The organism is Roseimicrobium gellanilyticum, from assembly GCF_003315205.1.
GTDB classification, from domain to species: Bacteria; Verrucomicrobiota; Verrucomicrobiia; order Verrucomicrobiales; family Verrucomicrobiaceae; genus Roseimicrobium; species Roseimicrobium gellanilyticum.
This window is the reverse complement of record NZ_QNRR01000021.1, coordinates 14,156-34,100: the sequence shown is the minus strand read 5'-3', so window position 1 is coordinate 34,100 and position 19,945 is coordinate 14,156. Positions and strand designations below refer to the sequence as shown.

The window sequence follows — 19,945 nt, the reverse complement described above, 5'->3', positions numbered from 1 at the left end:
CTTTGCTACAGCCACTTGTGCGCCTTTGCGATCAGCTTGGTCGAGGCGGCGTCGCGGCATTCCGCGAGATTGTCATTGGCTGTCACGTTGATGCTCAGGTCGCGGATGATGCCATCGCTCAGGCGGTAGATCCATCCATGAACGCTGAGGTCTTGTCCGCGTTCCCACGCACCTTCCACCACCGTGGTCTGGCACACGTTCATCACCTGTTCCACCACGTTGAGTTCGCACAGGCGATCCACTCGGGCGTCCTCGTCTTCGATCTTATCGAGCTGGAAGTTGTGCTTCTGCTGCACATCCTGCACGTGGCGCAGCCAGTTGTTGATGAGGCCCAGCTTCATGTTCTGCATGGCCGCGCGCACGCCGCCGCAGCCGTAGTGGCCCACCACAAGGATGTGTTTCACCTTCAGCACTTCCACAGCGTACTGCAGCACGCTGAGGCAGTTCAGGTCGGTATGCACCACCACATTCGCCACGTTGCGGTGCACGAAAAGTTCCCCCGGTGCCATGCCCACGATTTCATTCGCCGGCACGCGGCTGTCTGAGCAGCCAATCCACAGGTACTGGGGCACCTGCTGCTCCACCAGTCGCATGAAGAACTCCGGGTCCTCCGCTCGCATGGATTCTGACCAGGCACGATTTTGGGAGAGCAGGGGAGTCAGGGGAGGTGTTGGCATTGCAATCTTGTGGTTAGCAGCGCGCGGGCCAATTGCAAATGGCGCGGCAGGCAACATGCCACGCGAGCCTGTGTGAAATGCAGAGCTCGCGAAGGGATTTCTCCTTCGCGGGACTTCGCCGGGCGCTACTAGAGCTACCTACTTCCTGCTCAGCTTGTAAAACAACCGCACACCCACCGCGGTAAACAGCAGCGTCGGGAGCCACATCAAGATGTGGGGATACGCGCCGCGCTTCTCCGCCAGGTTGGACGCGAGAATCACAAACACCTGATACGACACAGCCACCAGAAGGCTGAGGGCAAAGCCGATGGAGGTCTCACGGCGCTGGGCAGTGACGGCGAGAGGGATGCCCACGAGGCAGAACACGATCGCCACAAGGGAGAAGCTGTACCGCAGGGAGATTTCGGTGCGCACTGCGGAGATCAGGGACTTCGTCATCGGCTGGCCATTCACCACGCTGACACCGGTCTTCACCTCCGTCCAGAGGTCGTCGGTGCTCTTCATGCTGTTCGAGACACGCTCTGTCTTGGCCTTCAGCTCACTGAGGGGGAAGGAAATCGCAAACTCCTTCGCATACAGCGGTTGGAACTTCGCGCTCGGGTCATCTTCCACAGGAGCGGCGGGCACTGTCGCTGCGGCGGCGGTTGCAGCGCTTGGGGCGGGCGGGGCTTCGTCTGCCTTGGTGGTTTCGATCTGGCAATCGTAGAGGCGCAGGATGAAGTCCGTCACGCCAGGCGTCACTTCCACCTCGGCACGTTCCGCGCGGATGTAGCGCTCCATGTTGCCCAGGGTGGTCTGCACAATCTCCACGTCCCAGAGTTTCTTGTCCTTGCGCTTCTTGGTGAAGATGCGGTAGCCGGGAAATTTCTCGAGCACCTTGCCTTCCTGGAAGAGCACGGCGGGATCATCGAGTGCCAGATCGTAGAAGAGGCGCTTGATCTTCGTCTTCGCCATCGGGGCGAGCTGGATGTTCACCCAGAAGCACACGCCGGACATGGCCACGGCAAGGATGAAGACGGGCATGCAGATGCGCCACATGGGCATGCCGGTCATGCGCAGGGCGGTCATTTCATTGTCCGCGCTCATGCGGCCGAACACGAGCAGGATGGCCGTGAGCAGCGCCCAGGGAATGGTGAAAATCAGCGAGTACGGAATGACGTAGCTGATGAACTGCAGCACCGCCAGGATGGGCAGGGAGGAGGTGTCACCCAGCAGGCGCTCCATTTCCTTGAACACGGTGCCCAGCACCATGACCCCGGTGAGCACGAGCACCCCCATGAGGGTGGACCAGGCCACTTGGGAGAAGATGTATCGGTCAAAGATGCGCAGTCTCGGCATCGGTGCAGCAGGGGTCGGCGTTACGTCAGGTTACGTGGCGGGAGGGTGTCCCGGACCAGTTTCTTATTCCTCGAAGTGAAGGATGATCTCTCCGTCCTTTTGCAGGCTCAGCTTGTCGCGAGCCATGGTTTCGAGGTACTCGGGATCGTTCTTGATGAGCTCCAGCTTCTTTTCGAGCTTGGCCACCTTGTGGGCCAGGGCGTCGCGCTGGGTGGTGAGCTCGGTAAGGGTATGTTTCGCGGCCTCCTGCTTCTTCCACTCCAGGCCGGGCCAGAAGTAGATGACCCCGGCGGGGACAAGGAGCAGGAGAAGCGCGTAGCGATTCAGCCGCACCAGACTCTGGAGCAGCGAAGAGCGTTCCGCACCGGAGTGCGTGTCGCTTGCTTCGTCCAGAGTCATGGTGGGATGAGTGTGGATATACTCTACTAGACCTTCATGCGGCCACCGTAGATGGCGTTGTCACCCAGTTCCTGCTCGATGCGCAGAAGCTGGTTGTACTTTGCAATCCGGTCGGAGCGGCTGAGGGAGCCGGTCTTGATCTGTCCGCAGTTCGTCGCGACGGCGAGGTCGGCGATGGTGGAGTCTTCCGTTTCACCGGAGCGGTGGCTGAGCACCGACGTGTAGCCATGGCGATGAGCCAGCTCGACGGCGTCGAAGGTCTCGGTCAGCGAGCCAATCTGGTTCACCTTCACGAGGATGGAGTTCGCCACGCCCTGGTCGATGCCCTTCTGCAGGAACTCGACGTTCGTCACGAAGAGGTCGTCACCCACGAGCTGGGTCTTGGCGCCCATCGCGTCGGTGAGCTTCTTCCAGCCCGTCCAGTCGCTTTCGCCGCAGCCGTCTTCGATCGAGATGATCGGGTACTTCTTCTGAAGTCCCTGGTAGTAGGCCACGATCTCGTCGTCGCTGCGCTCGGACTTGTCGCTCTTCTTGAAGACGTACTTGCCCTTGGCCTTGTCGTGGAACTCGCTGGCGGCCACGTCGAGGGCGAAGAAGATGTCCTGACCCACTTTATAGCCCGCCTTCTCGATGGCCTGGGCGATCACCGCGAGGGCGTCGTCCGCGCTGTCGAGCGTCGGGGCGAAGCCGCCCTCGTCACCCACGGCGGTGTTCAGACCGCGGTCATGGAGGATCTTCTTCAGTGCGTGGAAGACTTCCGCGCCGTAGCGCAGCGCTTCACGGAAGGTCGGCGCGCCCTTGGGCACAATCATGAACTCCTGGAAATCAATCGGGGCATCCGAGTGGGCGCCACCGTTGATGATGTTCATCATCGGCACGGGGAGAACCTTGGCGTTCGGGCCGCCGAGGTACTTGTAGAGGGGCTGGTTCAGAGCGTTGGCGGCAGCCTTGGCCACGGCCATGCTCACGCCAAGGATGGCGTTTGCACCGAGCTTGCTCTTGGTGCTGGTGCCGTCGAGGTCAAGCATCGCCTTGTCGATCAACACCTGTTCGTTGGCGGGCAGACCTTCGATGTGCTCGGCGATGATGTCATTCACATTGGCCACGGCCTTTGTGGTGCCCTTGCCAAGGTAGCGACCCTTGTCGCCGTCGCGCAGTTCCAGCGCTTCATGTTCACCGGTGCTCGCTCCGCTCGGCACTGCCGCGCGGCCCATGACTCCACACTCCAGATACACGTCTACTTCCACAGTAGGATTCCCGCGGGAGTCCAGGATTTCACGACCGATGACTTGAGTGATGAGCAATTCGTCCATTGATGAGGTATTGGTTAAGATAGCTAAAGCTTCTCGGGCTGGCAAGAAGCGACCTTCTCTCGCGGAAAAATGGGGCCATGTCCACCCGAAAACACCCATCTCACGTGCGGAAGTATTTTCCGGCCCGTCAAAAAATCCGTCACATTTGCGCCTTTTTGTACAAGGTGGCCGGGCCGCCTAGGTCGCTCACGGTGAAGGCCTCAGCCACACCACATAGGCGCAGAGGGGCTGGGTTGTGCGAATCCTTGGTGAAGCCATGCCGGGATTCTCCGGAAGTATGGCAAAAAGAAAACCATCCCGCCAGCGGTGAAGATTGAGGATTACGGCATCATCGGAGACACGCAGACGGTCGCCCTCGTCGGGCGGAATGGGTCCATCGACTGGCTCTGTTTTCCCCGGTTCGACTCGGCGGCGTGTTTCGCGGCACTGCTGGGGAAAGAGGAGCATGGTTGTTGGAAGATTGCACCGGCAGAGGATGAAGAGGTCATCGCCACCCGTCGTGCCTATCGCGATGGCACATTGATTCTGGAGACGGAATTTGAAACCGCCGACGGCTGCGTGCGCCTTGTGGATGCCATGCCCATCCGCGAGCGGGATGCCGACATCGTGCGAATCGTGGAGGGGGTGCGGGGTACGGTGCGCATGAAGATGCTGCTCATCGTGCGCTTTGACTATGGGTCCATTGTTCCATGGACGCGACACGTCGACGACCGGTTGGAAGCCGTCGCAGGACCGGATGCATTGAGCCTGTGGAGTGACGTGGAGACCCATGGCGAAGGACTCACGACGGTGGCGGAGTTCGAGATTGGAGAAGGGGAGAGTGTTGCCTTTGATCTTCTCTGGCATGCATCCCACCAGCCGCCGGACAAGCGCGGGAACACCCAGCAGAAAATCAAAGAGACAGAGCAGTGGTGGCTGGACTGGCTCGCAGATGCGCAGTGCGGTGGCGAGTGGTGCAAGGAGATTGAGCGCTCGCTGGTGACTCTGAAGGCGCTCACCTACGCTCCCACCGGTGGCATTGTCGCCGCAGCCACCACGTCCCTGCCGGAGTTCATCGGTGGCGTGAGGAACTGGGACTATCGACTCTGCTGGCTGCGTGATGCCACCTTCATGCTCTATACCCTCATGCAGGGCGGGCACACCTGCGAGGCGCGCGACTGGAGAGACTGGCTCTTGCGCGCCGTGGCTGGTGATCCGGGCAAGCTGCAGATCATGTATGGCCTCGCCGGTGAGCGACGCCTGGAGGAGTACGAACTGCCATGGCTGCCGGGCTATGAAGGCTCCACACCCGTGCGCGTGGGGAATGCCGCCTACAGCCAGTTCCAGTTGGATGTGTATGGCGAGGTGATTGACTCCATGCATCAGGCGCGATGCGCCGGCATCAACTCCGCCCCGCAGTCCTGGGCCATGGAGCGTGCCATCCTGAAGTTCCTTGAGACTGCATGGAAGGAGCCCGACGAAGGCATCTGGGAAGTGCGTGGTCCGCGACGCCACTTCACGCACTCGAAGCTCATGGCATGGGTCGCCTTTGATCGTGCCGTGCAGGCGGTGGAGAGCTTCGGCTTGGAAGGACCCGCCGATGAGTGGAAGCAACACCGCGATGCGCTGCATCGTGAGATCTGCGAACGCGGTTACAACAAGGAAAAGCAGTCCTTCGTGCAGGTGTATGACGGGGATGCCATTGACGCGAGCCTGCTCATGGTTCCGCTGGTCGGATTCCTGCCGCCCGAGGATGAGCGTGTGCAGGGTACCATTGCTGCCGTGGAGCGTGAGTTGCTCGTGGAGGGATATGTGCTGCGTTATCTCAGCGAGGAGTGCTCGCACGTGGATGGACTGCCGCCGGGCGAGGGCGCGTTTCTATTGTGTTCCTTCTGGCTCGCGGACAACTACGCGATGTGTGGTCGCCTCATGGAAGCGCGCGCCTTGTTCGAGAGATTGCTCAAAGTGCGCAACGATTTGGGCCTTCTCGCGGAGCAAGTGGACCCACGCACCGGACGCATGCTGGGAAATTTCCCCCAGGCTTTTTCCCATGTGGGGCTGATCAATACGGCGCGCAATCTCTCGAAGGAAGGTGGGCCTGCACACCAGAGGCCGAAGGCGGGGAAGTAGATTTACGGCTTTGCTGGGCGAGCGAGAACCGTGATCAGGGAGATTTTGAGCCCCTCCACCGAGTTAGGGTTGAAGTACCCATGCTCAATCTGCGCGGAACCATCGCTATCCGTCGAAGGTTTGAGGTTCAGAGAAACATCCACTACCCTGGCAAGAGGGATGTTGCCTTCCTTTCGCACACCCTCTACGCGAACGGTGGCCTGGACGAGAGCCTTGCTGGTACCGTTGTACATGGAGTAGTCGAGACGTGGAGAACCGCTGTTGGCCTCGATGCGCGCGATGAATTGCACCTTCGCCAGGTCCTCTGCGGAGAGCGGTTCGAGCTGTGTAGGCTCCGCGGGCTTGGACTCAACGTCTGGAGAGACCGCGGGATTGTTCGCTTTCTCCCACGCCTCTTGTTCCTTCTCCACGCGCAGGTCTTCCTCTCTTCGCAGGCGGTTGGCCTCCTCATAGGAATAGTACACCTCCCGTGCGCTGCCATTGAATCGATTCACCTCCACCAGCGTGGTGCCACTGGGAACCATGATGACGTCTTTTGAGAAGACGAACCAGGTGATGACTGCGCCGACGAGGCTTCCAGCGAGAAAGAGGAGAGCGGATTTCATGGGAGTGCTGAGGATGGTCTCAAATGATTGCAAACCTCTGTGACGAAAAAACCACGGACTTCATTCAAGACAATCATCGGCAAAATGAGCCGGGGTCTCGTCTAGGTGGTGGTTTGCCGTCCCTGTCCCAGCGCCGCGCGCACCATCATCATCTCGCCAATGTTCTCCAGCGTGAGCAGGCCGAGCAACTTTCCCGAGAGCGGATCCTGCACCGGCAGGGCAGGGCAGGCACTGCTGCGCAGAAGCTCGACCGCATCCGGGAGGGGATGGTAGGGCTTCAGCGTGGTCTCGCAGGGGACGATGACAGCGGACACAGACTGCTGCGCACCATGCTGCGCCAGACCATTGATGAGGGACGTCCGGCTAAGCATGCCGTGCACCTGGCCCTCCTCATCCAGCACAGGGAAGTCATGCTGCGTGCCAGCGAGCAGCAGATCCACCGCATCCTGCAGCACCGCGCCCTGGGGCAGCGTGCGGAATTCCGTAAGCATCGCATCACTTACCCGCAGTCCGCGCATCGCCTCCTGGTCACTTACGTACGCAGCCTCCTGTCCAGCGCCGAGGAAGATGAAGATGGCGATGATGACGATGACGGGGTTCTGCAGGACGAAAAGGAAATAAACGCCCGCAAAAACCGCAATCGTCTGGCCGATGGATGCGGCGATGCGTGTCGCGTTTGCATACTCCATGAAGTGCGCCAACGCAGCCCGCAACACGCGTCCACCATCCATGGGGAAGGCCGGGATCATGTTGAAGACCACCATGATCAAATTCCAATAGGCCAGTCTCTCGAAGAAGGGCGCCCGCATCATGTCGTAATCCACCGTAGGACTCGGCACAAATCGAAGAAACGGCCAGATGGCCAGGAAGATCGCCACATTCACCGCCGGACCCGCGAGCGCGACTACCAACTCCTGCGTGGGCTTGCGCGGCATGCGCTCCAGACGTGCGAGTCCACCGATGGGCAGCAGGGTCACATCCGTGGTCTGGATGCCAAAGCGACGCGCCGCGATCACGTGGCCGAACTCATGCAGCAGCACACAGAAGAAGATGGCGATGACGAACGCCACCGTATCGAGCGCCGCGGCCGGACCGTGGTTGGCGAGTGTTATCCAGCCCAGAAGGCCAAGGAGCAAAAGAAAGGTGGCATGCAGCCGCACTTCCGTGCCGCCGAATGTTCCAACGTGCAGGGACCAGCGTTTCATCGATGCAGCGAGGCGAACTTGTGACGATGGATACGCATGGAATCGAAGGAACGGAAGCAAAAGAGGGCCCTTCGTAAGGGGAATTTTTTCAAGACAGAACAGCGATTTACGTTAGCATCCCTTGCAGATGCTCCAGATTGCCGCGCTTCTCTCCATGCAAGCCTTCTCGTTCTCGGGATTTGAAAAAAGTCTCACGGGTGCGAGCATGCTGTCGCTGCTGTGGTGTGGACTGCTGCTCATCATCTTTCTCGGCAGCAGCATCGGATGGCTCGCTCGCGGTTCGAAGGTGGGCAAGACAGCCCGGGCAGATGAGGAATTCACTGCAGCCTTTCGCAGTTCCGCCCATCTGCTCGCCCTGTTCCAGACCGGCATGGTCTTTCCGGGCTCGGCACGCGCGGCGGTGTACCAGAATGCCTGTCGCGAGCTTTCCTGGCATCTGCTGGGCACGGATACCGTGGACAAGAATTACATGGCACGCCTGCGCACCGCGGGACGCATCACTCCTTCCCAGGCGGATGCCGTGCTGCGCACTTCGGGTCACGTCACGGATGAAGTGACGCGTCCGATGCTTGCCGGTCTTGATGGCATCGCGGTGTGGAGCCTGCCCATCCTGGGATTCGTGGGCGCTCTGGTGTGCCTGCTTGATGGACTCGGCAGGGGAGAGGTGGGCGTGGGTTTGTGGAGTTCTGTCCTGTGGCCCCTGCTGGCTGGAGCGCTCTTCTTCCTGTTCGCGGTCATGGGCCAGCGGCGATTCTCCCGCCAGGCACGGGCGGCTGCCGCTCATGTACGGGATTTCGGGGTGGAGATTGGCGTGGCTCTCGATCGCATGTTCGTCGATCACCGTGAGCCGATGGAGCGCCTGCCCAGCCTTGGCGGTATGGGTCTTGTGGAGGGGCCGAACTTCACCCAGCCTCCCGCGGAAACACCCGGCGCTCCGGCAGTACCGGCATCGCCGCGCGTCGTGGGCACGGGGAGCTAGCGCACCTCGCGAGTCTTTTCGCGAGTGGTGTTATATAGACGTTTCCGGTTAACCGCAGAGACGCAAAGGGGCAAAGGACGCAGAGGAGCTTTTGGTTTTGAGGTGCACCGCGGAGAGAGGTGGTGCGTCTCGATGGAGAGGAGACAGAGATGCGCAGGGTGAGTGTACCTCGCGAGTCTTTGCATCCTGAGAATACACTCGCGAGGTGCTTTGGAGGCGTCTCCATCGCACCACCACGTCGTAGCCATGACGTTGACTCGCGAAGGGTGTTCTTCCCCGTTGCGCCATGCGCTCACCTGCGCTTCATGCAGGGCGCATGCCCGCCGCTGCCATTCATGAAGTCAACTGTCCCCAATGCGGGGCGGATACACCGGTGCGCGGACATGTGGCTACGAGCTGCTCCGGTTGCCATACACTCCTGGTATCCCTGAGGGGACAGGTGAGGCGTGCACAGGGGTTCGAGGGGCACCTTCCCCGTGAGGACGACACGGTGGCACTGGTGTGCCGCCTCTGCGGTGGCGCCTTGCCAGACGAAGTCCTGAAGGCCGGTACTGGCGCCAAGTGCACCTACTGCGGCGAGCGTGCGGACATCCCGCCGACCATCCTCGCGATGTTCCGCGCCATGGTCACGCATCCGAGTGCCGTGCCCCTGGCGGCGAAGCGCGTGGCGCAATTCTGGATGGGCGCGGCCATCGCCTTCGCTGTGATCGTGGGCGTGTACATGCTCACACCGGACACCAGCTCGCGCACCGAGTTGAATATGCCCCTGTCGAATCCCGAACTGGTGAAGACGGAAGGCGACGCCAGGTATTACCGCATTTCCGCGCAGGCCGGTCCCTTCGAGTTGAAGCCTCGTGGCAATCTCTATCCGTCATTCTTTCTCAAGGGTTATGACTACAAGTCGGGGGAGGTGAAAAGCCACCACCTCATCCACAATCAGGAGATCTTTTTTCTCACCACGCTTGTTTCTGAGCAGACCGGAGTGAGGCGCAGCCAGTGGATCTCCATGTTCGATGGCGCGCAATACAGCCGTGAGAAGGAAATTCCGGAGAGCGATCTGTCAGGGGAACTCAGTCTTCATGGTGCTGACAAGTCCTATCGCCTGCCCGTGGGGAAATACCGGGTGGAGGTCAGCCAGATCATCCTGCGTGGCGGGGGTGAGCCGCCCCCCTACATCGTCTGCGAAATGAATGCCAGTTACTCGGAGATGAACCAGATTCTGGTCTTCCTGTTCTTTGGAGTCGCCTGGATCCTCTTCCTCGATGTCCATCGGGTCGCGAGAAAGAAGCTGGGCGATACCAAGTGGTTTGGTCTGCCCCAGTGGATCACCATCGCCGCGGGCGTCTTCCTCCTGGTAGAAGTCCTGCGGCCCATGGATCCCTTCGGTGCAAAAGGCGCCTTCGAGGCGAGGGAAGCGTCGGAGAAGCCCGGAGTGCTGATGCCGAAGAAGTAGCATCCAAAGGGAGTCGGGAGACCCGACTTCCTGCGTACTGCATCGACTGAAAGAATAGCCGCGAAAAAACGCAAAAAGCACAAGAGGTTGGTGGCAGGCGTCCTGCGCGTCTCTGCCGCCTTTGCAACGAAGTGCACCACTTCAAGGCGCATTCACCATCCTCCCAGCCAAACCACGAAGCTCCTCTGCGTCCTTTGCTACTTTGCGGTTAACCGAAAGCTCCCTGTGGCGTGACATCGCCCACCACGAATGGCGGGTAGGAAAACCCGTCGGCCTCTGTCAGGTCAGGAGACCCGGCTTCCTGGCGCGGCTCAATGCACCTCCCATCCCTCGGCTAGGCCTTGGGAGGAGAGTGCCATCCACGTTTCGCGGAAGGGATCCGGGGCGGGTTCGCGGCTCGTTTGGGACACGGCCTTTTCCACCTCGTCCTTCGCCTGCTCACGCACTCCGCGCAACTCGGCTTCGGAGAGCCAGCCTATCTCTTTAATCTTCTGTTCTGTGAGCAACAGGCTGTCGCGGCCAAGCTTCCTGGTCGTGTCCGGAATGTACGAGGCATCGTCGTGCTCTCCGTGTCCGGAAAGGCGGAGGAGATTCCCCACGATCATCTGCGGACCATGGCCTGCGCGAGCGCGCTGCACGGCGTTCTGGAAAACGGCGAGGCAGGCAGCCAGATCGGTGCCGTCCACTTCATAGCCTTCGATGCCATAGCCTATCGCACGGTCCACCAGGCTCTTGCAGGCATACTGGCGGTCGGTGGGAGTGGAGTAGGCGTACTGATTGTTCGCGACCGAGATAATCAATGGCAGGCGTTCGACCGCTGCCACGTTCAAGCCTTCGTGAAAGGCGCCGGTCGAGGTGCCGCCGTCACCAATGGAGGTCGCACCCACGGCATCGCCCAGTTTGCCGAGCATGCGGCGGGCCATGAGCATGCCGGAGACCACGCCGACCATGGAACCCAGGTGGGAAATCATGGCGGGCAGACCTTCAGTGGGGCGACCGCGGTGGATATTGCCGTCACGACCACGCATGGGCCCCATGGAAGAGCCCAGGTAGGTGCGGGTGCAGTCCAGCATCTGCTCGCCGAACGCCAGCTTCCCCGCCTGGTCGCGAATGAGGCCGGCGTAGATGTCCTTGCCCTTCGTCAGGTATACGGCCAGAGCGGAGCTGAAGGCCTCCTGGCCTTTGCCGATGTACACGCCGCCCACGATACGACCACCAGCGCGGTAAAGAGCGGCGAGCTTGTCTTCAAGGATGCGAGCCCGCACCATGTGGCGAAAGGCTGTCAGAAAGCTATCCTTCAAAGAGTCGATCGGAACAGCAGGCTGTGTCGCAGGCATGATGGGAGGTGAGGGGGCGCGCCGGAGTGTGACACAAGGTTTACCGGCGGGGAAGGAAATTCTTGCAGGTGGCCCTGTCGAGTCCATGCTCGTGGGCATGCCTGAGCACCGCTTCCTCCATCGCGATCTGGTCCAGTTTTCAGATACGGATATGGCTGGGATTGTGCACTTTTCGAATTTTTTCCGGTTTATGGAGCGTGCCGAGCATGCCTTCTTCCGCTCGCTGGGCTTGAGCATTGTGGAGCGTCCGGGCACCATCTTGGAAGGGAACCCCGTAGGCTGGCCTCGCGTGCATGCCTCCTGCGATTTCCTGACCCCTCTCTTCTTTGAAGACGAGGTGGAAGTGGAACTTCTCGTGGAGGAACTCCGCACCCGCTCCATCCGCTACCTCTTCCGCGTGCGGAAGCTGGACGGGACCCTCGCTGCCGAAGGGCGCATTGCCGCCGTGTGCGTGCAGAAGGACAAGGAGAAAGGTGGCATGAAGGCCGTGGAGATCCCGGCTCGTGTGAGAGACAGGCTGGAGACCGCGCCCGCGGAAGTGCTGGGGACAGGGAGGAAGGGGTAGGGGTGGGGCGTCAGGGTGTTCAACACAAAGGCGCGGAGACACGGAGTCACAGAAAGGGTGAGAATATGAGAGTGCCCGCGTGCTGTGCTCTCAACCGGTTTTGATTCTGTATCCTCTGTGTCTTTGCGTTTTCGTGTCTCTGTGATGAATTCCAGCACTTCGACTAGCACTGTTGGAAAGGTTTGCAGCGTTCCATTCTCCCCGTCCAAATTCCCGCCCACCGGCAGTCTGATTTTCTGCAACCGGCTTGACCTGTACAATCTGTTTGCTGCAAAGCTGGATCACTGCTTTGCGTTTAGTTCTGCCACATAACTTCACCCTCCACGTGACCTCCACTCCACAGAAGAAACCCATCATGTCCTCCTGGCTTATCTACGCCCTTCTCACCGTCCTTTCCTGGGGCGTCTATGGCATTCTCCTGCATAAGGGGCGCAGCCTGATGCCGGCCGGTGCGGAAATGGCCAATGCCAGCCTGAAAGCCTTCCTCTTCGTGGGTGTTGCCTATTTCGTGGTGGCCATCGTGGGACCGGTGATTGTGCTCATGCAGCGTGGTACGAATTGGAGTCTCACCAGCGGTGGCATCACCTGGAGCTTCCTTGCGGGCGTCGCCGGTGCCGTGGGTGCTTTCACCTTGATTCTCTCCCTCGGTGCGGCCGCCGCCATTTTCAAAGGCGCGGCTCCTGCGCAGGTCATGCCCATCGTCTTTGCTGGTGCGCCTGTGGTGAATACCATCGTGGCGATGGTCATGCATCCCCCGGAAGGTGGGTTGAAGGCCATCCCGGTTCCTTTCTTTATTGGCATTGTCCTCGCCGCGGTGGGCACGTTCCTGGTGGCCTATTTCTCCCCTTCGAACCGCGCTTCGGCTGCTCCGAAGCCCGCTGCCACCGCTGTGTCGACCCCTGGTCACTGAGCCATCGCAACCAGCCGGCGAATCCGGAGCGTATTGTAAGCGCTCCGCAGCCGCGTTGCGGATTGTCCCGTGCCAATCCAGTTGACGATAGAACATCGTCACTTGATGGGTATGGCATCACAAGCTCGCATTGTCATGCCGCACCGCCAGGCGCTCTCCGGGTCGAACCATAACTGACACTGATCGTTTCGTTTCCCTTGCCCCATTCACCATGGCCGTTTCCCCGCACACCATGCGCATTGAGCTCCCTGCCACCACGGCCGGACTCCGCGAACGGCAATGGGAAAAGCTGAAACGCCTGCTGGTGAAAGTAGGCACCACGGAAAATTTCAACTCGCTGCGCCTCCAGCAGCACGGAGTGGATCCATATGGCATCAACAGCCTGGAGGACTTCACGCAGCGCGTGCCATTTACCACGAAGGCGAATCTCCTGCAGGATCGCCTGCTGTATCCGCCCTTTGGGTCAAACTTTACGGAGCCTATTGAGCGCTACACGCGCTTCTGCCAGACAAGTGGCACACTCACTGGCGCGCCCATGGCGGTGTTGGATACACCCGCAAGTTGGGAGTCCATGCTTTCCTGCTGGCGGCAGGTGTATCGTGCTGCGGGCGTCCACCCGGGCGACCGCGTGTTCTTCGCCTTCAGCTTTGGTCCTTTCCTTGGATTCTGGACGGCGTTTGAGGCAGCCGCACGCGACTGCCTCGTGATCCCCGGCGGAGGTCAATCCACCAACGCGCGACTGGAGATGATGGCCCGCTACAAGGCGACCGTGCTCTGCTGCACACCCACGTATGCGTTGCGTCTCGGGGAGAATATCGGCGCGCCCAGTGGCGTGCATCTGGAGCATCTCAAGGTCCGCCGCATCATCGTGGCCGGGGAACCGGGCGGGAGCATTCCGGTAGTGCGCGAGCGCCTCAATGAACTCTGGGGCGGGGTGAAAGTCTTCGACCACCACGGCCTCTCGGAGATTGGTCCGGTGAGTTATGAAGATCCGGCCCAGCCCTCCAGCCTTTGCGTGATCGAGGATTCCTATTTTGCCGAGGTGCTGGACCCAAACACGGGTGAAGCCGTGCAGGAAGGCGAGGAGGGCGAACTCGTCCTCACCACGCTGGACCGCACCGCGTGCCCTCTCATCCGCTATTGCACAGGTGACTGGGTCGCCCCGCGCCGCGTGGATGATAAGCTCTATCTCGAAGGTGGTGTGCTCGGCCGTGTGGATGACATGGCAGTGATTCGCGGCGTGAATATCTATCCCAGCGCCCTGGAGAATGTGATCCGCCGCTTCCCGGAGATCGCTGAATTCCAGGTGGAGCAGAGGAAAGTCGAGGCCATGGATGAGATAGAGCTCATTGTGGAACTCTCGCCCGGCTCTGACGATGCCGTGGTGCACAAGTTGCAGGAACGCCTGCGCGATACCTTCAGCCTCCGCATCCCCGTGCGTCTCGCGGCACAAGGTTCCCTTCCCAGGTTCGACTTCAAGTCGCGCCGGTGGCGGCGGGTGTGACAGGTGGTCCGCCCACTCCGTGTGCGGTCAGTGGCTGTGAGGGAATTCATCTTGTGGGTAACTTCTGGTTAACCGCAAAGGGGCAAGAGAGGCAAAGGACGCAGAGGAGGGGAGGGTTGGGTGCCTTGAAGGTTTGTTAGTCGGGAGGCGTGGTGCGCTTCGATGCAGAGGAGGCTGAGACGCTCGGGGAAGAGGCCCAACATCCACTTTCCGGCCAGACGCCTAACCTCCTTGCTGAAGCTCTCCGCTGCTTGGCTGCTTTCGCCGCTTTGCGATAATACCTACCCGGCACGCTCGCATGGTCAGTTCGAAGTCGTCCCTTTCGCGCCACCCTCACCGCGTCTCTGCCTCCTCCTGCGTCGAGGCGTACCAGTTCACGCAGTCCGCTTTTTTCCCATCCTCTGCGTCCTTTGCCTCTCCGCCTCTTTGCGGTTAACCGGAAGCCACCCAAGAAGTTGCCTCCTCCCGCCGCCCCTCATTTGACCCTTGCACCACCACCCCGCGACACTTTCCGCCGCTCCTCCGATTGTGCCTTGCATCCGCTTTCGCCCTGCGCTAACTGCCCGACCCCTCACCGTGCAAATGCGCCCCTCAGAACCCACATGAAGATCGTCCTCGATGCGATGGGCGGCGACATAGCGCCCAAGAATCCCATTGGAGGGCTGAAACTTGCCCTGGAGACTCTCAAGGACGTTGAGAAGTTCTACATTACCGGGCCAAAGGATGCTCTGGAAGCGGAGTTGGACGCCCAGCGGGTGGGTCAGCGTGAGCGCATTGAGATTGTACCCGCCAATCAGGTGGTGGACATGCACGACTCCGGCCTGGATGCCGTGCGCAAGAAGAAGAATTCCTCCATCACCGTCGCGGTGGACTTGGTGAAGCAGGGCCAGGCGCAGGCGGTTGTCAGCGCGGGGCATACAGGAGCCTCCGTTACCGCCGGCACTCTCATGCTGGGCCGCCTGGAGGGCGTGGATTTCCCTGGCATCGCCAGCCCCATGCCCAATGAGCATGGCGTCTGCTACATTCTGGATGCCGGCGCCAATCCGGATGCCACGGCCCGCCATCTCGTGCAATACGCCATCATGGGCTCCACCTATGCCCAGTACGTGCACGGCAGATCCTCGCCCGTTGTGGGCCTCATGAATGTGGGGGAGGAGGATTCCAAGGGGAATCTGCTGGTGAAGGAGGCCTTTGGCCTGCTGAAGAAGGCCCCCGTCAATTTCAAAGGCAACGTCGAGGGCCACGATATCTTCGAGACCGAGCTGGACGTCATCGTGTGTGACGGATTCACCGGCAACGTGGTGCTCAAGAGCTGCGAGGCCACCGCGAAGGCCATGTTCACCTGGCTGAAGCGGGAGATTGAATCTTCCTTTGTCCGCAAAATGGGCGCGCTCATGGCCCAGGAAGCTTTCCGCGCCGTCAGGAAGCGCGGCAGTTACGAATCTTACGGTGGCAGCCCCCTTCTGGGCGTGAAGGGCGTAGTCATCATCGGGCATGGCAGCAGCTCGCCCGTCGCGATCATGAACGCACTCCGTGTGGGCATGGAGGCCGTGACGCACGAGGTCAATCCGCATATCCAGACCGCCATTACTTCCCACGTTTTCGCACATGTCTAAACCCTGCCAATGCAGCATCATCGGGACCGGCAGCTACATGCCTTCCAAGGTCCTCACGAATGACGACCTCTCCAAGATGGTGGAGACTTCCGATGAGTGGATCACCACCCGGACCGGCATCAAGGAACGTCGCATCGCTGCCGACGATGAAACCACCAGCGACATGGCCACCGCGGCTGCAAAGCAGGCGCTGGAAGCGGCGGGTGTGAAGCCCGAGGAGCTCGACCTCATCGTCGTGGCCACCGTCACGCCGGACATGTTTTTCCCCTCCACCGCCTGCCTCGTGCAGAGCAAGCTTGGCGCGAAGAATGCCATCGGCTTTGACATCAGCGCTGCGTGCTCTGGTTTCCTCTATGCCCTGCAGGCAGCACGCCATTTCCTCAATGGCGGCCCACGCATGACCGCGCTCGTGATTGGTGCGGAAAAGCTCAGCAGCCTCATCAACTGGAAGGATCGCAACACCTGTGTGCTCTTCGGCGATGGCGCTGGTGCTGTGGTGGTGCGTCGCGACGACCGCAAGACCGCGCCCGGACGTGTGCTCTCCACCGTGATGGGCAGCGATGGCACGCTGGCGGATCTTCTCAAGGTGCCCGGCGGCGGCTCTGCCTGCCCCATCACCGCGGAGAACGTAGCCCTGCGTCCCAACACAATCTACATGGAAGGTCGCGAGACCTTCAAGCATGCCGTGACCCGCATGTACCAGGCCAGCCTCGACGCCCTGGAGCAGGCAGGCGTGAAGGCGGAAGACGTGAAGCTCGTGATTCCCCACCAGGCGAACGCGCGCATCATCTCCGCCATCGCCGAGCGTCTCAATGTCCCGCCGGAGCGCACTTTCATCAACGTGGACAAATACGGCAACACCAGCGCCGCTACCATCCCCGTGGCCCTCGATGAAGCCCAGCGCAGCGGCCGCCTGAAGAGTGGAGACATCCTTCTTCTCGTCGCCTTCGGCGGCGGCTTCACATGGGCCAGTTCCGTGGTGGCGTGGTAAGCCCTGGTGGTCCGCACACCCCGTGTGCGGTCAGGAAGCGACTGAAAGGAGCGCGGACTTTCCAGTCCGCTTGTTGAACCCGTCTGTTGACTGTGGTCCTGACCACGCGGTCGTCATTCGCCTCCCGTTCATCTGAGCGGTTCTGGGTTATCTCGTACTGCAAGGCGAACGTCCCAAACCAAAAACATGGTGGTAGGGACGCGCTCCTGCGCGTCCGACTTCAAGTGGGCGGAGGTGGTGCGGAGCAATGGCGTGAAATGCTCCTACGACGTCGCAACAGCCCCACCGCCTCCGCCTGCTATCTACGGACGCGCAGGAGCGCATCCCTACCGTCCATTTATTAGAAGGACGCTGACGTGCTGAGTGGATGGTACTTCAAGCGCTTGACACTCACTCACCCAGCTTCAACCCAATCACTCCCGCGAGGATGAGCCCGACGCATACCATGCGGTTCACCGTCATCGGCTCGCCAAGGAAGAGGATGCCGCACACGATGGTGCCCGCAGCGCCAAGTCCGGTCCACACGGCATAAGCAGTGCCGATAGGCAGCGACTTCGCCGCCCAACCGAGCAGAGCCACGCTGACCACCAGCGCAACACCCACACCGAGTGAAGGCCACAGGCGGGTGAAACCTTCCGTAAACTTCAGGCCCACAGCCCACGCGACTTCAAACAACGCGGCAACGATCAAGAGTATCCAGGACATAACAAGAACAAGAGGATGAATGTGGCAGGGTCGTCCCTTGTCTGCGAAGGAAACATCAGGGCCGTCCCCAATGTCCGTGATATTCATTCATTAACTACGAATATCCTGCGTACAAGATGCATCATTTTTTCCCTGAGTCAAGGGAGGCGCCGCCGGGGCGTCGTGGCGCATAAAGGTTGTTTATCGTGACAGGTGTCGGTTTTGCCTTCAGGGTGGGGGGATTCCTTGCGTTATCATGATTCATCTGGCGAAGATCAAAAGCGTCTCACTGCTCCAGCTCTTGTGCGTGCTGAGCCTCACCGGTTTTCTCCAGGCAGACTTCAACGAAGCGGTGAGTGAAGCTTCCGCTGCCATTGGAGAGGTGCATGAAAAGCTGGGACAAATGGTTGCCGAAGGCGAAGTGGAGGAGGCTAATCAAATGGTGCTGGATCTCTTTCCCGAAGCATCCCGCACGCCCGCCCAGGCATTCATGATTGCCAATGTTCTGTATAGCATGGACGTGAAGACGTCCTATGCGCTGCACAAGGAGGTGGCGGCGAAATTCCCCGAAGAGCCCTACGTGCTTCTGGAGTGGGCCATGCAGCAGCACCGGGCGGGCGAGCACGCCGGGGCTCTGGCGACATATGATGCCTTCTCCAAAATTTCCCCCGACTATGCCCCGGTGCACGGTCTCGCCACCGACTGTCTGATTCGTCTTGGGAAGATTCGCGAAGCCTCGGCGCGCTGGAGACAGTCGGAAGAAGCGGACGGCGGCTCACTCGAAAAATTTGAATCGCTGGTCTGCGCTGTCTATCAAGGTCCTTCTTCCAATCTGCGTCGAGCCGAATTGCGGAAGAAGGCCGCGCAGGGAGACCGTGATGCCGCAGTGCAGCTGATTGCGCTCAGTGGGGAGTTTGAGATGGATTGGTGGAATCGGCGCCCGCATCCTGTGTATCTCGAGAGCGATGTGGAATTGCTGAAGAAGCTGCCGGAGCATCCACGGATCAAAGCCGCGATTTGTGCGGCTCAATGCCGGATGGAAGAGGAGCCCAGACTCGAAGCCATGAAAGCCATCTTGCTGAGTCACGGCTATCTGGTGGATCCCGCGGAGTCGCTGCCTGAGGATGGGGCCTTGCTCTCCATGATGCTGGGCTCTGCGATGGACGCGGGCCTGCTGACCACAGAATCAGCCAGGGAGAAATTCGGCGCGCGTCTTCGCAAAATGGCGAAAGGCCCCAAGGATGCTTCGCTCTGGAACGTGGTCGCTAACCTCCATGCAGGCACGCCTGAAATGCTCGGCATCGAAGAGCAGGCATGGGCTGCCACCGCCGATGAGAAGTTTGCGGTGGGTTATTTGTCGGAGAGAATTCGACTCGGTACAGCGAAGGCAAACGACCCCGTCTTGATGAAAGCCCTGAAGCAGTTCCCCGAAAGCGCGAACATTGCGGCGCTGGCTGTGTCCATCGGCGTGGTCATGGATGAGCCCATGCTGATCCAGGCCATCAAGGCTGAATTCCGCAAATTCTCCATCTTCAAGGACGCTCTGCTGCGTCCTCGCGCCAGGCAGCTTCGCTCGTACTTCGTCGAGCTCGAGCGAGTGCTGGACAAGCAAAAAATCTAGAGACGGGGGAAGGGGCCTAGAATCCCATTCCCGGAGGCAAGCCCATGCCCTGGGTAATCTTGCCCATCTCACCAGCGGCGAGTTCCTTGCTCTTGCTGAGTGCCTGTTGCACGGCGGTGAGCACGAGGTCCTGGAGCATTTCCACGTCATCGGGATCCACCACTTCCTTGGCAATTTTGATGCTGGTGATTTCCTGCGAGCCATTTGCGGTGACCGTCACGCGACCACCACCGGCGGCGGCTTCCACGGTTTTGCTGGCGAGGTCCTGCTGCGTTTGCGCCATGTCGGCTTGCATGCGCTGCATCTGTTTGAGCATCTTCTGGATATTCATGGAAAAAGGGGGGGTAAGGAGTGGAAGTGGCGTGGAGTGAATCAGTTCGTCCGCCTCTCGCATTCCGTGTTTAAGTCGGATTGGGTCAGCGTGCCATTGTAAATTACCTCAGATTCTGAGGCCAATTGAAGGGAGTGCTTCTGTGTTTTGCCTGCAATGTCAGCGACATTATACCGCCGTGAACAGAGTTCCTAGTGTAACAGTTTAAGTCCACGAACCTCCATGGCTATAACCAACATCACGACTCCTGTAACGAACGGCGTGATGCCGACTAGGCCGCACGTAATGCTGGCAAGGCGATGACCCGC

The 19,945-nt window shown here is 60.2% G+C and carries 18 protein-coding genes; 9 read left to right on the top strand and 9 right to left on the bottom strand.

Translation table 11 applies throughout. The annotated features are described in order from the left end of the window. Window positions 1–5: 5 nt before the first annotated feature. The 4 genes from can to eno form a co-directional block, all read right to left on the bottom strand. A complete protein-coding gene (gene can, locus DES53_RS31365) occupies window positions 6–677 on the bottom strand; it encodes a carbonate dehydratase (RefSeq protein WP_113962295.1) in 672 nt (223 codons plus the stop codon). 138 nt (window positions 678–815) lie between these two features. Beyond that, complete coding sequence (locus DES53_RS31360; protein ID WP_113962294.1) at window positions 816–2,015, bottom strand: LptF/LptG family permease; 1,200 nt, start codon at window positions 2,013–2,015, stop codon at window positions 816–818. Between the two features lie 63 nt (window positions 2,016–2,078). Further along, a complete protein-coding gene (locus DES53_RS31355; RefSeq protein ID WP_113962293.1) occupies window positions 2,079–2,414 on the bottom strand; it encodes an FtsB family cell division protein in 336 nt (111 codons plus the stop codon). Window positions 2,415–2,440: 26 nt separating this feature from the next. Beyond that, window positions 2,441–3,727 carry a phosphopyruvate hydratase gene (eno, locus tag DES53_RS31350; protein WP_113962292.1) on the bottom strand — a complete coding sequence of 429 codons (1,287 nt, stop codon included), beginning with the start codon at window positions 3,725–3,727 and terminating at the stop codon, window positions 2,441–2,443. Between the two features lie 306 nt (window positions 3,728–4,033). On the opposite strand from eno, the gene DES53_RS31345 reads away from it, so the two are divergent. Continuing rightward, entirely contained in the window at window positions 4,034–5,836 is a 1,803-nt protein-coding gene (locus DES53_RS31345; RefSeq protein WP_113962291.1) for a glycoside hydrolase family 15 protein, read from the top strand. A 2-nt stretch (window positions 5,837–5,838) separates the two neighbouring features. On the opposite strand, the gene DES53_RS31340 is transcribed toward DES53_RS31345, so the two are convergent. Together DES53_RS31340 and DES53_RS31335 are read right to left on the bottom strand one after the other, a co-directional pair. After that, the gene (locus DES53_RS31340; protein ID WP_147263742.1) at window positions 5,839–6,441 is read right to left on the bottom strand and encodes a hypothetical protein; all 603 of its coding nucleotides are present in this window, start codon (window positions 6,439–6,441) and stop codon (window positions 5,839–5,841) included. Window positions 6,442–6,542: 101 nt separating this feature from the next. Beyond that, a complete protein-coding gene (locus tag DES53_RS31335) occupies window positions 6,543–7,646 on the bottom strand; it encodes a site-2 protease family protein (RefSeq protein WP_113962289.1) in 1,104 nt (367 codons plus the stop codon). A 154-nt stretch (window positions 7,647–7,800) separates the two neighbouring features. Between DES53_RS31335 and DES53_RS31330 the strand changes: the two genes are divergently transcribed. Together DES53_RS31330 and DES53_RS31325 are read left to right on the top strand one after the other, a co-directional pair. Then, the gene (locus tag DES53_RS31330; protein ID WP_170157570.1) at window positions 7,801–8,625 is read left to right on the top strand and encodes a hypothetical protein; all 825 of its coding nucleotides are present in this window, start codon (window positions 7,801–7,803) and stop codon (window positions 8,623–8,625) included. A 286-nt stretch (window positions 8,626–8,911) separates the two neighbouring features. Continuing rightward, window positions 8,912–10,078, top strand: a complete 1,167-nt coding sequence (locus tag DES53_RS31325; protein ID WP_113962287.1) for a hypothetical protein — start codon at window positions 8,912–8,914, stop codon at window positions 10,076–10,078. Window positions 10,079–10,389: 311 nt separating this feature from the next. Here the strand turns inward: DES53_RS31325 and DES53_RS31320 are convergent, their stop codons facing one another. After that, window positions 10,390–11,415, bottom strand: coding sequence for a thiamine pyrophosphate-dependent dehydrogenase E1 component subunit alpha (locus DES53_RS31320; protein WP_245958306.1), 1,026 nt, complete (start codon window positions 11,413–11,415; stop codon window positions 10,390–10,392). A gap of 28 nt (window positions 11,416–11,443) precedes the next feature. Here DES53_RS31320 and DES53_RS31315 point away from each other — a divergent pair, with 28 nt between their 5' ends. The 5 genes from DES53_RS31315 (at window position 11,444) to DES53_RS31295 (ending at window position 17,001) form a co-directional block, all read left to right on the top strand. Next, the gene (locus tag DES53_RS31315; protein WP_245958305.1) at window positions 11,444–11,980 is read left to right on the top strand and encodes an acyl-CoA thioesterase; all 537 of its coding nucleotides are present in this window, start codon (window positions 11,444–11,446) and stop codon (window positions 11,978–11,980) included. 355 nt (window positions 11,981–12,335) lie between these two features. Beyond that, on the top strand, window positions 12,336–12,890 hold the full coding sequence (locus tag DES53_RS31310) for a hypothetical protein (RefSeq protein WP_147263740.1): 555 nt from the start codon (window positions 12,336–12,338) through the stop codon (window positions 12,888–12,890). Between the two features lie 211 nt (window positions 12,891–13,101). Further along, on the top strand, window positions 13,102–14,394 hold the full coding sequence (locus DES53_RS31305; RefSeq protein ID WP_211325758.1) for a phenylacetate--CoA ligase family protein: 1,293 nt from the start codon (window positions 13,102–13,104) through the stop codon (window positions 14,392–14,394). Between the two features lie 602 nt (window positions 14,395–14,996). Next, complete coding sequence (gene plsX, locus DES53_RS31300; protein WP_113962284.1) at window positions 14,997–16,010, top strand: phosphate acyltransferase PlsX; 1,014 nt, start codon at window positions 14,997–14,999, stop codon at window positions 16,008–16,010. Further along, window positions 16,003–17,001, top strand: coding sequence for a beta-ketoacyl-ACP synthase III (locus DES53_RS31295; protein ID WP_113962283.1), 999 nt, complete (start codon window positions 16,003–16,005; stop codon window positions 16,999–17,001). The genes plsX and DES53_RS31295 overlap by 8 nt, the downstream gene beginning before the upstream one ends. Before the next feature lie 390 nt (window positions 17,002–17,391). Here DES53_RS31295 and sugE read toward each other — a convergent pair whose 3' ends face one another. Continuing rightward, complete coding sequence (gene sugE, locus DES53_RS31290; protein ID WP_113962282.1) at window positions 17,392–17,706, bottom strand: quaternary ammonium compound efflux SMR transporter SugE; 315 nt, start codon at window positions 17,704–17,706, stop codon at window positions 17,392–17,394. Window positions 17,707–17,941: 235 nt separating this feature from the next. On the opposite strand from sugE, the gene DES53_RS31285 reads away from it, so the two are divergent. Next, window positions 17,942–19,306 (top strand): tetratricopeptide repeat protein, encoded by a 1,365-nt coding sequence (locus DES53_RS31285; protein ID WP_113962281.1) that lies wholly within the window; start codon window positions 17,942–17,944, stop codon window positions 19,304–19,306. Window positions 19,307–19,322: 16 nt separating this feature from the next. Here DES53_RS31285 and DES53_RS31280 read toward each other — a convergent pair whose 3' ends face one another. Next, the gene (locus DES53_RS31280; RefSeq protein WP_113962280.1) at window positions 19,323–19,637 is read right to left on the bottom strand and encodes a YbaB/EbfC family nucleoid-associated protein; all 315 of its coding nucleotides are present in this window, start codon (window positions 19,635–19,637) and stop codon (window positions 19,323–19,325) included. Between the last annotated feature and the right edge of the window lie 308 nt (window positions 19,638–19,945).